Annotated in this window: 13 protein-coding genes and 1 pseudogene; 9 read left to right on the top strand and 5 right to left on the bottom strand. The window is 58.0% G+C overall.

Going from position 1 to position 13,600, the window contains the following annotated elements:
• The first annotated feature begins 88 nt into the window (after positions 1-88).
• From K9857_RS10830 to K9857_RS10810, 5 genes and pseudogenes are all read left to right on the top strand, one after another.
• On the top strand, positions 89-1,042 hold the full coding sequence (locus K9857_RS10830; protein WP_224535640.1) for a hypothetical protein: 954 nt from the start codon (positions 89-91) through the stop codon (positions 1,040-1,042).
• Positions 1,043-1,139: 97 nt separating this feature from the next.
• On the top strand, positions 1,140-2,093 hold the full coding sequence (locus K9857_RS10825) for a DUF6708 domain-containing protein (RefSeq protein WP_224535638.1): 954 nt from the start codon (positions 1,140-1,142) through the stop codon (positions 2,091-2,093).
• Positions 2,094-2,202: 109 nt separating this feature from the next.
• Positions 2,203-3,102, top strand: a complete 900-nt coding sequence (locus K9857_RS10820) for a hypothetical protein (protein ID WP_224535636.1) — start codon at positions 2,203-2,205, stop codon at positions 3,100-3,102.
• A gap of 103 nt (positions 3,103-3,205) precedes the next feature.
• A pseudogene (locus tag K9857_RS10815) lies at positions 3,206-4,104 on the top strand (hypothetical protein).
• A 247-nt stretch (positions 4,105-4,351) separates the two neighbouring features.
• Positions 4,352-4,573 carry a hypothetical protein gene (locus tag K9857_RS10810; RefSeq protein WP_224535633.1) on the top strand — a complete coding sequence of 74 codons (222 nt, stop codon included), beginning with the start codon at positions 4,352-4,354 and terminating at the stop codon, positions 4,571-4,573.
• Between the two features lie 102 nt (positions 4,574-4,675).
• On the opposite strand, the gene K9857_RS10805 is transcribed toward K9857_RS10810, so the two are convergent.
• Complete coding sequence (locus tag K9857_RS10805; RefSeq protein ID WP_224535631.1) at positions 4,676-5,461, bottom strand: transporter substrate-binding domain-containing protein; 786 nt, start codon at positions 5,459-5,461, stop codon at positions 4,676-4,678.
• Positions 5,462-5,544: 83 nt separating this feature from the next.
• On the bottom strand, positions 5,545-6,249 hold the full coding sequence (locus tag K9857_RS10800) for a murein L,D-transpeptidase catalytic domain family protein (RefSeq protein ID WP_224535629.1): 705 nt from the start codon (positions 6,247-6,249) through the stop codon (positions 5,545-5,547).
• Positions 6,250-6,332: 83 nt separating this feature from the next.
• On the opposite strand from K9857_RS10800, the gene K9857_RS10795 reads away from it, so the two are divergent.
• Both K9857_RS10795 and K9857_RS10790 read left to right on the top strand, forming a co-directional pair.
• Positions 6,333-8,084 carry a murein L,D-transpeptidase gene (locus K9857_RS10795; protein ID WP_224535627.1) on the top strand — a complete coding sequence of 584 codons (1,752 nt, stop codon included), beginning with the start codon at positions 6,333-6,335 and terminating at the stop codon, positions 8,082-8,084.
• Positions 8,085-8,236: 152 nt separating this feature from the next.
• Positions 8,237-9,646: a DUF1254 domain-containing protein gene (locus K9857_RS10790; RefSeq protein WP_224535625.1), complete on the top strand. Its 1,410-nt coding sequence runs from the start codon at positions 8,237-8,239 to the stop codon at positions 9,644-9,646.
• 52 nt (positions 9,647-9,698) lie between these two features.
• On the opposite strand, the gene K9857_RS10785 is transcribed toward K9857_RS10790, so the two are convergent.
• Positions 9,699-10,016 (bottom strand): hypothetical protein, encoded by a 318-nt coding sequence (locus K9857_RS10785; RefSeq protein WP_224535623.1) that lies wholly within the window; start codon positions 10,014-10,016, stop codon positions 9,699-9,701.
• A 516-nt stretch (positions 10,017-10,532) separates the two neighbouring features.
• Entirely contained in the window at positions 10,533-11,123 is a 591-nt protein-coding gene (locus K9857_RS10780; RefSeq protein ID WP_224535621.1) for a GNAT family N-acetyltransferase, read from the bottom strand.
• Positions 11,124-11,247: 124 nt separating this feature from the next.
• Between K9857_RS10780 and xth the strand changes: the two genes are divergently transcribed.
• Together xth and K9857_RS10770 are read left to right on the top strand one after the other, a co-directional pair.
• Positions 11,248-12,042 (top strand): exodeoxyribonuclease III, encoded by a 795-nt coding sequence (gene xth / locus K9857_RS10775; protein WP_224535618.1) that lies wholly within the window; start codon positions 11,248-11,250, stop codon positions 12,040-12,042.
• A 112-nt stretch (positions 12,043-12,154) separates the two neighbouring features.
• Positions 12,155-12,982, top strand: a complete 828-nt coding sequence (locus K9857_RS10770; RefSeq protein ID WP_224535616.1) for an arylamine N-acetyltransferase family protein — start codon at positions 12,155-12,157, stop codon at positions 12,980-12,982.
• 62 nt (positions 12,983-13,044) lie between these two features.
• Here the strand turns inward: K9857_RS10770 and K9857_RS10765 are convergent, their stop codons facing one another.
• Positions 13,045-13,371: a BrnA antitoxin family protein gene (locus K9857_RS10765; protein WP_224535614.1), complete on the bottom strand. Its 327-nt coding sequence runs from the start codon at positions 13,369-13,371 to the stop codon at positions 13,045-13,047.
• Between the last annotated feature and the right edge of the window lie 229 nt (positions 13,372-13,600).

The following is a 13,600-nucleotide window of genomic DNA, read 5'->3' as shown; positions in this document are numbered from 1 at the left end:
ACGAGCCCACCTACGAACTGGATCGGGCCAGCGTTCATCGCCTCGGCCCGCAACAGAACTCCAGCTATCTGATGCCCAAGGATAGCGTATGACTTCAGCCAAGCCCGGCAGCCGCAAGGGGCTGTTATCACGAGAGGATTATCTGGCACCTCCCGCTGTCCCAACAGGGCAAACACCCAAGGATGTGCTCAATATCATCTGGCGCAAGAACGAGGTGTTTCTCGATATCGGTTCTTACAGCATCGGCTCTTTTGTCATGGTGCTTTGGCCAGTGGTCCTGATCTTTTTATGGATGGGGTGGGCCATGGGTTTTGAGTCGCTGGATGTTCTCTTCTGGTATGGATTCATGTGTTTTTGCGGCTTTCCGATACTGATGCTCATCTACATTTTGAGCCGCCCTGTCCCTCCTCCCGTGCGCTTCAACCGCCAACGCCGCGAAGTCTGTGTGCCATTCGACGATGGCCATTACTGGATCGTGCCGTGGGAGCAGGTCACGGCCCAAGCCGTGGCAATGGACTCTGTCGGGCGGCACGGCAAAATCACTCAAGGTCTGTTGGTCGTGGGCTTTCGAAATCCCGATCCCGATGCGCCCGAGAAGGAGCGTGACTTCAGCCTGGGGTTCAGTTGCGGCGGCGGTGAAACGGCGATGCGCCTCTGGGAGTGCATGCGCAGCTATATGGAGGTTGGGGCAGACGCGATACCACTCGGAAACGATCTGGAGGGCATTCGTGGAAAACTGGGAAGTAAGGGCATTTTCTGGGGTGTCTGGTACGGTTTTTTTATCGACATCCGTGATCACCTTATGGCCAGGGAGTTTGGTCAGGCACTGTCGTTCTTCGCGTCCATTTTTCTGTTGGGTACGCCTCTGGTCATGATGCTTCAGGTTTGGAAACTCGCGCCGCCACCTGAGCTGACAAATCCGGAGATCATCGAATGGTCCAAACCTCTACCTCCCGAACAATGGGCTCAACGCTCTCCTGAGTTGGAGCAGGCCATTCGGTTATATCAAGCCGAGCTGGCAGAAGAATCACAAGTCGCATGACCGTCGATGGCAGTGCTCAAACTGAATTGGATCGGGCCAGCGTTCACCGCCTCGGCCCACAACAGAACTCCAGCTATCTGAAACCTAGGGATAAAGTATGACTTCATCCACGCCCGGCAGCCGCAAGGGGCTGCTCTCACGAGAGGACTATCTGGCACCTCCTGCTGTCCCGACAGGGCAAAGACCAAAGGATGTGCTCAACATCATCTGGCGTAAAAACGAGGTATTTCTCGATATCGGCTCCTACAGCATCGGCTCTGCGGTAATGGTCATTTGGCCAGTGCTGCTGATCTGCATTTGGCTGGTTTATAACGAGCGCAATGCTGGTGGATATTTTTGGGGGGCAATGGCGCTTTCGTCTTTCGTGGTCGGCATACCCATTCTTATCGTCCTCAAAAGTTTATTCAGCCCAGTACCATCTCCTGTTCGCTTCAACCGTCAACGCCGCGAAGTCTGTGTGCCATTCGATGATGGCCGTTACTGGATCCTGCCTTGGGAGCAGGTCACAGCCCAGGCCGTGGCGATGGACTCTGTCGGGCGGCACGGCAAGATCACTCAAGGCCTGTTGGTCGTGGGCTTTCGAAATCCCGATCCCGATGCGCCCGAGAAGGAACGTGACTTCAGCCTGGGGTTCAGTTGCGGCGGCGGTGAAACGGCTATGTGCCTCTGGGAGTGCATGCGCAGTTACATGGAAGATGGAGCAGACGCGATACCAATCGGAAACGATTTCGAAGGCATTCGTGAAAAGCTCGGAAAAAAGGGTACTTTCTGGGGTATTTGGCACGGTTTTTTAACCGGCATCCGTGACCACCTTATGGCCAGGGAATTTGGTCAGGCACTGTGGCTTTTCGCGTCCATTTTTTTGTTGGGTACGCCTTTGGCCATGATGCTTCAGGTTTGGAAACTCGCGCCGCCACCTGAACTGACAAATCCCGACATCATCGAATGGTCCAAACCTCTACCTCCCGAACAATGGGCTCAACGCTCCCCTGAGCTGGAACAGGCCATTCGCCTGCAACAGGGAGAACTGGAACAAGTACAAGTTGCATGATGGCTATCGTTTTAACACCGGTACTCACACCAGAACTGGATCGTGCGCCACGCTATGCGCTCGGCAAAGATGAGCCTGGGGCCATTTACCTGCAGCCAAAGGACAAGCCATGAGCACGCCACCGGCAGGTACAACAAAAAAACGGATATTTTCGCGCAATGACTACTTGGCGCCATTGCCCACCCCCACTGGTGAAAAACCTTGCGATGTACTGAACATCATCTGGCGAAAGAACGAGGTGTTCCTGGATATCGGTAATTACAGCATCGGAGCTGCGGTGATGGGGATATGGCCATTGGTGATGCTTTTTTCAGGTCTGGGATATGGCCTGGACGATCCTGACGCATTCATCATGGGGGCTTGTATTACAGGCATTCCAATTTTGCTTGTGATCGTGGGCTTGTTCCGTGAAGTGCCTTCACCAGTGCGCTTCAACCGGCAACGTCGTGAGGTGTGCGTACCGCAAGCGGATGGCGAGTATTGGGTTGTTCCTTGGGAAAGCGTAACGGCTGCGGCGACTCAACACTCATCGGTGAGTCAGGCGGGTAAAGCCACTATGGGCTTGTTGATTATTGGCTTCGAAAACCCTGATCCGCAGGCCAAAGACGAAAACAAGCATTATTCGATGGGCTTTAACTGTGGTGGTGGAACCACGGCCATGGCGTTGTGGGAGTGCATGCGCAGCTACATGGAAATTGGTCCGGATGCTGTGCCTGATAGCCAGTTAGGTATTGCCCCTTTCGAGGAAACGCAAATCGGTTCAATCATCACGGACTTGCGTAAGGGGGACCTGATAGGTGTTGTCTGGGGAATATTCTGCATTGCCATCCTGGGCACATATTTCGCGGAGAAATTGCAGGATTTGAAGCTGTCGCATCCGCCTGACTTGACCTATCCAGCCATCATCGAATGGTCCAAACCCTTGCCTCCCGAACAATGGGCTCAACGCTCCCCTGAGTTGGAACAGGCCATCTGCCTGCGAAAGGTTGAGCTGGAGCAAGTTGCATGAATGTCAGAAGTATCAAACCGTTACTGGAACTGGATCGTGCGCCGGTTCCCGCGCCCGGCAAAGACGAGCCCGGGGCCGTTTACCTGCAACTCAAGGACAAACCATGAGCACACCACCGGCAGGCACGACAAAAAAGCGGATATTTTCACGCAATGACTATCTGGCGCCATTGCCCATTCCCACTGGTGAAGAACCTTGCGATGTACTCAACACCATCTGGCGCAAGAACGAGGTGTACCTCGATATCGGTAATTACAGCATTGGTTCGAGCGTAATGATGATTTGGGTAATGGCATTGCTTTTTGCACTTATGAATTACATCAATCCTGATCCTCTCATCTGGGGCGGCGGATTAGTCATAGTAGGAATTCCTACCTTGTTTGTTATTTACGGCTTATTTCGCGAGGTGCCTTTGCCAGTGCGTTTCAACCGCCAACGCCGTGAGGTGTGCGTGCCACAAGCGGATGGCGAGTACTGGATCGTCCCCTGGGAAAACGTGACGGCAGCGGGACGCAGCATTCGTCGGTCAGTCAGGCGGGTAAAGCCACCATGGGCTTGTTGATTATTGGCTTCGAAAGCCCTGATCCGCAGGCCAAAGACGACAACAAGCATTATTCGATGGGTTTTAACTGTGGTGGTGGAACCACGGCCATGGCGTTGTGGGAGTGCATGCGCAGCTACATGGAAATTGGTCCGGATGCTGTGCCTGATAGCCAGTTAGGTATTGCCCCTTTCGAGGAAACGCAAATCGGTTCGATCATCACGGACTTGCGTAAGGGGGACCTGATAGGCGTCGTCTGGGGAGTATTCTGCGTTGCCATCCTGGGCACATATTTCGCGGAGAAATTGCAGAACTTGAAGCTGTCGCATCCGCCTGACCTGACCGATCCAGCCATCATCGAATGGTCCAAACCCTTGCCTCCCGAACAGTGGGCTCAACGCTCCCCCGAATTGGAACAGGCCCTACGCTTGCGACAGGTTGGGCTGGAACAAGTCGCATGACTGTCAAAGCCACCACACCGTACCGGAATTGGATCGTGCGCCGGTTTCCGCGCTCGGCAAAGACGAGCGCGGGGCCTTACCTGCAACTAAGGTCTCGCCATGAGCACACATTGCTCTGATGCTGGATTACCACCCCTCCTGAAACGAAAGCTGAACCAACGCTGTCACCCAGCCAAGTTTCACAATGCCCACCCATTCCCCGTCCTAGGATGAAGGCACAAGCCCGTCTGCCACAGGACCGATAAAAATGATCTCGAACCTCCTCAAAGCCACGCTGATCACCGGTGCCGTGCTGTTGAGCGCGTGCTCCAGCGTCAGCACCAATCACGGTTATTCGGCTGACTCGGTAGTACCCAGTGGATTCGGCCCGGGGCCCACCAACAGCAATCCCAACAAGATGAACTTCCACGGCAGTGCGCTCGGCAGCAGTTACGGCGAGTACGGTTCAGCTTTGTTGCATGACGATTGATCGAGGACGCAAACGGTGGAGTGATTTCCACCGTTTGCGTTTCAGGAGGGGAGACTGCTTCGCAGTCGGGCGCAGGCTTCGACAGCTGCTATAGGGATGGTTTTACTTCGGGGTGGCGATCCACTCGCCCAGTACCTTTTGATAGGTGCCTGTGACCTTGGCCAAATGCAGCCACTGATCCACATACAACTTCCACGTCATGTCATCCCGCGGCAGCAGGTACGCCTTTTCACCGTACTGCATGTATTGCGTCGGGTTGACCGCACACAGTCCCGGTTTCAGCTTCTGTTGATACAGCGCCTCGGAAGCGTCGGTGATCATCACGTCCGCCTTTTTCTCCAGCAGTTGCTCGAAGATGGTGACGTTGTCGTGCAGCTGCAATTGCGCCTTTGGCAGGAAGGCGTGGACGAAGGCTTCGTTGGTGCCGCCGGCCGGCTCCACCAGGCGCACGTTGGGTTGGTTGATCTGTTCGATGCTTTGGTATTTGGACTGGTCTTCGCAGCGCACCAGCGGGATTTTGCCGTCGACGTCGAGGGTGGTGCTGAAGAAGGCTTTTTTCTGCCGTTCGAGGGTGACGGAGATGCCGCCCATGCCGATGTCGCATTTGCCGGCGAGCATGTCGGGCATCAGGGTTTTCCAGGTGGTGGGCACCCATTCGACTTTGACGCCGAGGCTGTCGGCCAGCGAGCGGGCCATGGCGATGTCGATGCCGGAGTATTCGCCGTTTTCGGCCTTGAAGGTGTAGGGCTTGTAGTCGCCGGTGGTACAGACGCGGAGTTGGCCTTGTTGCAGAACCTTGTCCAGATGGGAAGGGCCGTCCTGCGCGTGGGCGCTCATCGAAAGGGCGAAGAGGCCGCTGAGCATCATGCTGCTGTAGATTTTCTTCATTGTTATTCGGCTTTGGTGAGAGGGGGGGGCTGTAGTGAAACACATCCCCATCATCATCACGCAAGCCGGATTCTGGAAGCGCCTTACTGCCGCTTCGTAGTCTTCTCCGACGACGCCACGGTGCCGCTCCCACAGTTAATGTAGGAGGAGGTCTTCAGCCAGCGCTGGTCCGGGTAGTAGGAGAACAGCAGTTGCCCATCCTTCATCGAGTCGATCAGCTTGTGCGCAATGGCCGGGCGTACAGCCGGGCAGCCCAGGCTTCTGCCGATGCGGCCGTTGGCGCGGGCCAGGACCGGGCTGACGTACGGTGCACCGTGAATAACGATTGCCCGATCGAAGGCGTTATCGTTGAAGCCCGGTTCCAGGCCTTCCATGCGCAGGGAGTAGCCATTGGAGCCGCGATAACTTTCCTGGGTGCGGAACAGACCGATGCTGGTGGCGAAGCTTTCGTTCTGGTTGGAGAACAGGGTGGCCATGTTTTCGCCGCTGTTACGGCCATGGGCGACGAGTTCGTGGAACAGCAATTTGCGTTTCTTCAGATCGAACACCCACAGGCGCTGCTCGGTCGAAGGCAGGGAGTAATCGATCACTGCTAATCTTTGTGCCTGAACGGTGCTTTGCGCGCGGGAGCATTGTGTTGCGCGAACGGCGAGGGCGATGACCTTGGCATTTGCATTTGGGGCGGCTTTGGCGAGCGCGACCTCAAGCGTTTCGGCGTAGGCTGTGGTAATGAAGGCCGACGTCAACAGCAGCGCTGTGAGTTGCAAGCCAAAGCGATGTAGCGCCATATGTAAATCTCATCATGTATAGGTCGAGTCTAGCAGCGGTTTGAACGCCAGCTTTTTGATTTGCGGGAGATTAGGGATTATCCATGGGGCAATTAACAAGGTTATTCGTCATAAGCCGCGGTTTGTTTATGGTCTTTCTGATCAGCGGCACTGCGCTCGGCGAAACTTCGCCGATCGTGCCGCTATCTCCGCAAACCAACGAAAGGTCCGCGGCGCCCGACGATGTGGTCGGGCAGGGCATTCAAGCGATGCTCGAACCGCTGCAATCGGCCTTTCCACCCCTGATCACTTCGCGAAAACATCAACGGTCGGACATCAATCGCGTCGTTCTCGACTTTTACGCTCACCGTAATTATCGCGCCGCCTGGGCCGATGGGCGTGATATCGCGCAGCTACTCAAGGGTTTGAACGGCACTGAGGCCGACGGTTTGAACCCTGCGGATTTCCGCGGAACCGAGCTGGCCGAGGCGCAAATGCTGCTGCAGGCCAACGCGCCCACTGCGGCGCAATCGGCGGCATTCGATATCGCCCTGACCCGTACCTACATCACCGCGCTGCTGCAATTGCGGCGCGGCAAGGTCGATCCGGCGCGGCTGGATTTCCATTGGAATTTCGATCCGCCTGGAGTCGACCCGCGAGAAGATGTGAACAGCTTCTTTGTCGCCCTCGATGAGCACGATGTCGACCGCGCGTTCGCTCAGGCGCCGCCCCAGGAGGCGGTGTACGGCAGCATGCGCGAGGCCTTGGCGAAGTTGCGGCAGGTCCGCGATGCCGGTGGCTGGCCGAAGGTCACCGAGGGGCAGTCGCTCAAACCGGGGATGGAAGGTGCGTCGGTTGCACAATTACGCGCGCGCCTGGTGGCCGGTGGTTATCTGGATCCCCACGCAAGTAAACACAACGTTTACGACGACAAGGTCATTGCGGCGGTTAAGAAGTATCAAACCGAGCAATACCTTGGGGCCGATGGCGTAGCGGGGGCGGCGACTCTGGCAGCTCTGAATGTGCCTGTCGAGGCGCGGATCGATCAGGTCCGGGTCAACCTGGAGCGTGCGCGTTGGTTGCTGTACAAACTGCAGGGCACGTTTGTGGTGGTCGATATCGCCGGCTACAAGGTGGCGTTCTACCGCGACGGTCAGCCGATCTGGCGCGCCCGGGTGCAGGTGGGCAAGCCTTTCCGCAGCACGCCGGTGTTTCAGTCCGAGATTACGTACATCACGTTTAACCCGACCTGGACCGTGCCGCCGACGATTCTGACCAAGGACATGTTGCCCAAGGTTCAGCAGAACCCGGATTATCTGGCGGCCAACCGGATCAAGGTGTTGGACCGAGCGGGCAATGTCCTCGATCCGTCCACGATCGACTGGTCCAACGCCCGCGGCCTGACCCTGCGCCAGGATGCCGGCCCGGAAAACTCTCTGGGCCGGGTGGTTATCCGTTTCCCCAACGACTATGCGATTTACCTGCACGACACGCCGCACCGCGAGCTGTTCGCCAAGTCCATGCGCGCCACCAGCTCCGGCTGCATCCGCGTGGAAAATCCGCTGGAGTTGGTCGAGTTGCTGTTCAACGACCCTGTGCGCTGGAACAGTGAAGGGATTGCCAAGCAATTGGCCAACGGCCGCACCGAAAACATCAAGCTCCCGGTCAAGGTGCCGGTGTTGCTGGCGTACTGGACGGTGGATATGAGTAACGAGGGGCGGGTGGCGTTCAAACCGGATGTTTACAGTTATGACACACCGGTCTTGCTGCAATTGAACAAACCGTCGAATTTGCCTGCCCTGCAACTGCCCGGAGGCGAAGCAACGATGGTGGTCACCGGGCAGCGTCAACAGTAGCCGACGGGTAGCAATCGGTGGGGTGTTTCTAGCGTGAAACACCTCCGGCAAGCCGGCTGTCCGCCTGTCAAAACGGATCCAAGCGATCGTCTAGAGTTCTGTTAGTTCTGCCGAACCCGGCAGATCTCCCCTACGTACGGACGATCGCCAATATGTTGATTACTCAAGCATTGACAGCCGTTGCTCTGACCGTTGCCGCTTCAGCCATGCTTCCGCTCGCCGCCCATGCTCAATCGAAACTCACATCCGAACAGGCCCATGCCATTGGCGTGGATGCCTACGTGTATTTCTATCCATTGCTGACCATGGACATCACCCGCAAACAGTTCACCAACATCGAGCCGGGCAAGGAATTCGGCAAGGGGCCGATGAACATGTTCGTGAGCGTGCCGGAATATCCGCCGGCGAGTTTCAAAGGTGTGGTGCGCTCGAACTTCGACACTTTGTATTCCATTGCCTGGCTCGATTTGACCAAGGAGCCGCTGGTGATTGCCGCACCCGACACCGCCGGGCGTTTTTATCTTTTGCCGATGCTGGATATGTGGAGCGACGTGTTCGCCTCGCCGGGTTGGCGCACCACGGGCACCGAGGCCGCACAGTTTCTGGTAACGCCACCGGGCTGGGCGGGCACTGTGCCTGCCGGTTTGCAGCATCTGCCGGCGCCGACGTCTTATGTCTGGATCATCGGCCGTACCAAGACCGATGGTGCGGCCGATTATGCGGCGGTGCACAAGATCCAGGCCGGCTATACCGTGACGCCATTGTCGCGGCTGGGCAAGGCGGCGGAGCCTGTGAGCGTCAAGATCGATCCGGCGGTGGACATGAAGACACCGCCGAAGATTCAGGTCGATACCATGTCGGCGGCCAACTACTTCGCCTATGCCGCGGAGTTGCTGAAAATGCATCCAGCCCACAGCACTGATCAGCCGATGCTGGCGCAGATCAAGCGGATCGGCATCGAGCCTGGCAAATCATTCAACATGGACGCGCTGGATCCCGAGGTCAAAGACGCGCTGGAGTCCGTGCCGAAAGATGCGCAGGCGCTGATGAACTGGAAAGTGGAGACCCTGGCGCGGGTGGTCAATGGCTGGTCCATGAACACCGACACCATGGGCGTTTACGGCAACTACTACCTCAAGCGCGCGATCGTGGCTCAGGTGGGGCTTGGTGCCAACTTGCCGGAGGATGCGATTTATCCATTGAACCTGGGCGATTCCAATGGCAAGCCTCTGAACGGCGCGAACAAGTACGTCCTGCATTTCGACAAAGGCGAAGCGCCGCCGGTGAATGCTTTCTGGTCGATCACGTTGTATGACCCGGAGGGCTTCCAGGTGGCCAACGGGCTCGATCGTTTTGCGGTGAGCAGCTGGATGCCGTTCAAGAACAATGCCGATGGTTCGCTGGACATCTACTTCCAGAACGAAAGCCCCGGCAAGGATCTCGAGGCCAACTGGCTGCCGGCACCCAAGGGGCCGTTCAACCTGACCATGCGTCTATACGGACCGAAGGCGGATGCCTTGAACGGCAAGTGGAACCCGCCGCCGGTCATGCAGAAACAGTGACTGACTGATTGAGGTGGCCGACGGTGACTCACCATCGGCCGCCTTTGCGCGTTCAGCTACCCGTCCCGCCGCCTGCACCTCCGCTGCCACCCCCAGCCGAGCCCGTGCCGCCGCCTGCACCGGACCCCGAACCTGTGCCTGAACCCGTGGTGCCGCTGGCACTGCCGGATGAAGATCCGGTGGCGCCACCATCACCGGCGTTACCGCCTGAGGGCGCGGAAGGGGTGTTGTCCGGCGGCATGACCGGACCACCGGTGGCGCCGGACTTGGTGCCGGTTGCATCGGAGCCGTCGTTGGAGGCGGCGAAGGTGGCCAGGGAGCTAGCGGATAATAATCCGGCCAGTAACAGCGAAGTGAGTTTGATATTCATGAGGGAGCCTCTCCAGAAAATGAGTGGTTACCTGAAGTTGGTGTGGAGGGCAGGGTGGTTGGTGCCGGTTGGATGACGAGTGGTGCAATAGGGTGCCATCGATTCATTCATCGCCGCGTAATCTGAGGGAAGACACAAATCCCTGTGGGAGCGGGCTTGATCGCGAAGGCGTCGGATCAGGCGGCATCAATGTTGAAGGGTCTACCGCATTCGCGAGCAAGCCCGCTCCCACACTGAACCTGTGTCGTACACAGAATCTGCGATCAACCTCAATCCATCTGTGGGAGCGAGCCTGCTCGCGATGGCATCTGATCAGCCAGCATCTCTATTGAATGTGCCGGCCTCTTCGCGGGCAAGCCCGGCTCCCACAGGTTTCGCGGTTGTTCGCGGAATTTGAGTACACCAAATAAACCTGTGGGAGCGGGCTTGCCCGCGATGGCGGTGTGTCAGGCGATGGCAATGCTGAAGTTACAACCGCATTCGCTGGCAAGCCTCGCTCCTGCAGAGATCCGGTGCTTAGCGAAGGCCGTACCCGGCCAGTTTCTCCTCCAGCCGCTTTCTCACCTGCGGCCATTCTTCATCGATGATGCTGAACCGCACCGAGTTGCGCTTGCGGCCATCGGGCATGATGCGTTCGTTTCTGACGATGCCTTCCTGCTGCGCGCCCAGGCGCAGGATTGCGTTGCGCGAGGCCTGGTTGGTTTCATCAGTGGTGAATTGCACCCGCACGCAGTTCAGTTCCTGGAAGGCATAACGCAGCAGCAGGTATTTGGCTTCGGTGTTGACGAAGGTTTTCTGCCAGCGCGCCGAGATCCAGCTACTGCCGATTTCCAGCTTGCGGTTGAGCGGGTCGATTTTCCACAGGCGGGTCGAGCCGATCACTTCGCCGCTGTCCTTCAACACAATCACGAAAGGCTGCACCGTCCCGGCCTCGCGGCCGTCGAGGGCTTTTTTCAGGTAGGCGTCGACGGTGGTGGCGCTGGGTACGACCGTGACTTTCAGGTTCCACAGTTCACCATCCGCGGCGGCGTGTACCAAGGCGTCGGCGTCGGTGTATTGCAGTGGGCGCAAGCAGATCCGCTGGCCCTGCAAGAAGGTGTCTGTCATCTAGGTCTTACTCGGCAAGCAGAGAGGGCAAGGGCGTCCATTACGCCGCACCAGTGATTGTCGACGCAACCACCCGCCAGCAAAACGGTCACAACCTGGACACCCAACCAAACGGATCGGGGCCATGAAAAAGCTGAAAATCGCGACCTTCAACGTCAACGGCATGCGCGCCCGGTTGCCGAATCTGCTGGCGTGGCTCGAACGCGAGAAACCGGATATCGCCTGTTTGCAGGAACTCAAGTCGGTCGACACCGCGTTCCCCGCCGCAGAGCTCGAGGCCATCGGTTATGGCGCGATCTGGCAGGGGCAGGCGTCGTGGAACGGCGTGGCGATCCTGGCGCGTGACGCGCAGCCGCTGGAGAGCCGGCGAGGGCTGCCCGGCGATGACAGCGACACTCACAGTCGCTATCTGGAGGCGGCGGTGCACGGCGTGCTCGTCGGCTGCCTGTACTTGCCCAACGGCAACCCGCAACCCGGGCCGAAATTCGATTACAAGCTGGCGTGGTTCGAACGGCTGATCAGTCATGCGCAAACGCTGCAAGGCAGCGAGCATCCGGTGATTCTGGCTGGTGATTACAATGTGGTGCCTACCGATCTCGACATCTACAACACGCGCTCGTGGCTCAAGGATGCCTTGCTGCAACCGGAGAGTCGCGAATGCTATCAGCGCCTGCTGGACCAGGGCTGGACCGATGCTCTGCGTCATCTCTACCCGGAGGAGCGCATCTACACCTTCTGGGATTATTTCCGCCAGCACTGGCAAAAGAACTCCGGGCTGCGTATCGATCACCTGCTGCTCAATCCGGCGTCGAGCCCTTACTTGCAGAACGCGGGCGTCGACGCATGGGTGCGCAACGAAGAGCACGCCAGCGATCATGCGCCGACCTGGATCGAACTGGGCTCGCGCAAGCGCCGCTGAAGGGGCACCGCGGGCGATTGGCTAAATTAATTGTCAGCGGCAGCGGTTCATCCTTTATACATAGCGCCCATTGGCGGAACGATCCGCGACTTGCGTGCAAAAGGACTGAACGATGAGCGAGCCACGCCTGAGCAACCCGGCGCTATACCTGCAACGCCTGGGTTTCGACGCGCCCCCAGCGCCGACCCTGGAAACCCTGCGTCTGCTGCAACTGCGCCACACCGGCGCTTTCCCGTTTGAAAACCTCACCACGTTGTCCGGCGAACCCGTGCTGATCGACTTGCCTTCGATCGAGCACAAAGTCCTGCACGGCGGGCGCGGTGGCTACTGCTACGAACTCAACAATCTGTACCTGACGCTGCTTCAGGAGCTGGGCTTCGACGCCCGGGGCATCAGCGGACGCGTGGTCATCGGCCAGCCCGAAGGCGCCTGGCCCGCGCGTACCCATCGCTTGAGTCTGGTGACCCTGGACGGTGTGCGCTACATCAGCGATGTCGGCTTCGGCGGCATGGTGCCCACCGCGCCGCTGCTGCTCGATAGTCGCGAAGAACAACCCACGCCCCATGAGCCCTATCGCATCGAGCAACATGCCGATGGCTACACCCTGCGCGCCAGGGTCGGGGACGAGTGGCGGCAGATGTACATCTTCGACCTGCAACGCCAGGAAGCCATCGATTACACCGTCGGCAACTGGTACGTGTCGACCCATCCCGACTCGTCCTTCACCCGGCAACTCATGGTGGCGCGCACCGGGGAAGGCTGGCGCCGCACACTGAACAACGGCAGTTTCGCGATCCATCGTTCGGGCCAGGATAGCGAGCGCCGGGAGGTGGCCGAGGTGCAGGCGTTGATCGATCTGCTGGAGAGCGAATTCGGCATCCGGGTGCCTGACCATCCCGCGCTGATCCAGACCCTGGAGCGCTTGATCCAACAGCAGTAACGCCTGAGCGTGGATACAAAAAAGGGGCAGATTGAATCAATCTGCCCCTTTTCCGTGCCCGTCTAGGGTTGCACTTCAGGCTCCATCACGCGATGGATTTCCCGCAGCACTTCCGAAAGCTTTTTCTCCAGGGCCTTCAACTCGGAAGAGGTGATGCCCTTCTTCAAGTGCCCGCCAGCATCCGGCTCTGCCGACTTGCGCGGATCGGTCAGCAGCGCCCGGCGCAGGGTGTTGTTGATTGCCGTCTGGTAGCCATAGCCCTCGCTCTCCGCCAGCGCCCGGGCGGCTTCGATAACGACATCGTCGAGCATGATAGTGATTCGGGTTTTGCCTTTGCTTGAAGCGACGGCTCCGCGTTTGGCGTGGCTGAAGTCGTATTCGTCTTTCATGGGTCAAGTCTCCAGAGTCTCGAATCACCAACTATGCATATTTAATATGCATATGAAAGAGAGCGACCACAACCGATGGTCGCCGCGAACTCAAAAGCCTAGCGGGGAGAGGAAAATGGGCCGGATGGATGTATTTCGAGGTTTGAAGGTAATGGCACACAGTCTGCATGACTGACCGTTCATAACTTGACGAATAAGTTGTATACAACTCTATAGACTTTTGTCACAG

This window comes from Pseudomonas sp. REP124 (assembly GCF_020164475.1).
Taxonomy (GTDB): domain Bacteria; phylum Pseudomonadota; class Gammaproteobacteria; order Pseudomonadales; family Pseudomonadaceae; genus Aquipseudomonas.
Note: the sequence above shows the minus strand (reverse complement) of the source record. Positions and strands in the feature narration are given on the sequence as shown.

Coding starts and splice junctions, on each gene's coding strand:
- K9857_RS10830 (WP_224535640.1), top strand. CDS start 89: ATGACTTCAGCCAAGCCCGGCAGCCGCAAGGGGCTGTTATCACGAGAG.
- K9857_RS10825 (WP_224535638.1), top strand. CDS start 1,140: ATGACTTCATCCACGCCCGGCAGCCGCAAGGGGCTGCTCTCACGAGAG.
- K9857_RS10820 (WP_224535636.1), top strand. CDS start 2,203: ATGAGCACGCCACCGGCAGGTACAACAAAAAAACGGATATTTTCGCGC.
- K9857_RS10810 (WP_224535633.1), top strand. CDS start 4,352: ATGATCTCGAACCTCCTCAAAGCCACGCTGATCACCGGTGCCGTGCTG.
- K9857_RS10805 (WP_224535631.1), bottom strand. CDS start 5,461: ATGAAGAAAATCTACAGCAGCATGATGCTCAGCGGCCTCTTCGCCCTT.
- K9857_RS10800 (WP_224535629.1), bottom strand. CDS start 6,249: ATGGCGCTACATCGCTTTGGCTTGCAACTCACAGCGCTGCTGTTGACG.
- K9857_RS10795 (WP_224535627.1), top strand. CDS start 6,333: ATGGGGCAATTAACAAGGTTATTCGTCATAAGCCGCGGTTTGTTTATG.
- K9857_RS10790 (WP_224535625.1), top strand. CDS start 8,237: ATGTTGATTACTCAAGCATTGACAGCCGTTGCTCTGACCGTTGCCGCT.
- K9857_RS10785 (WP_224535623.1), bottom strand. CDS start 10,016: ATGAATATCAAACTCACTTCGCTGTTACTGGCCGGATTATTATCCGCT.
- K9857_RS10780 (WP_224535621.1), bottom strand. CDS start 11,123: ATGACAGACACCTTCTTGCAGGGCCAGCGGATCTGCTTGCGCCCACTG.
- xth (WP_224535618.1), top strand. CDS start 11,248: ATGAAAAAGCTGAAAATCGCGACCTTCAACGTCAACGGCATGCGCGCC.
- K9857_RS10770 (WP_224535616.1), top strand. CDS start 12,155: ATGAGCGAGCCACGCCTGAGCAACCCGGCGCTATACCTGCAACGCCTG.
- K9857_RS10765 (WP_224535614.1), bottom strand. CDS start 13,371: ATGAAAGACGAATACGACTTCAGCCACGCCAAACGCGGAGCCGTCGCT.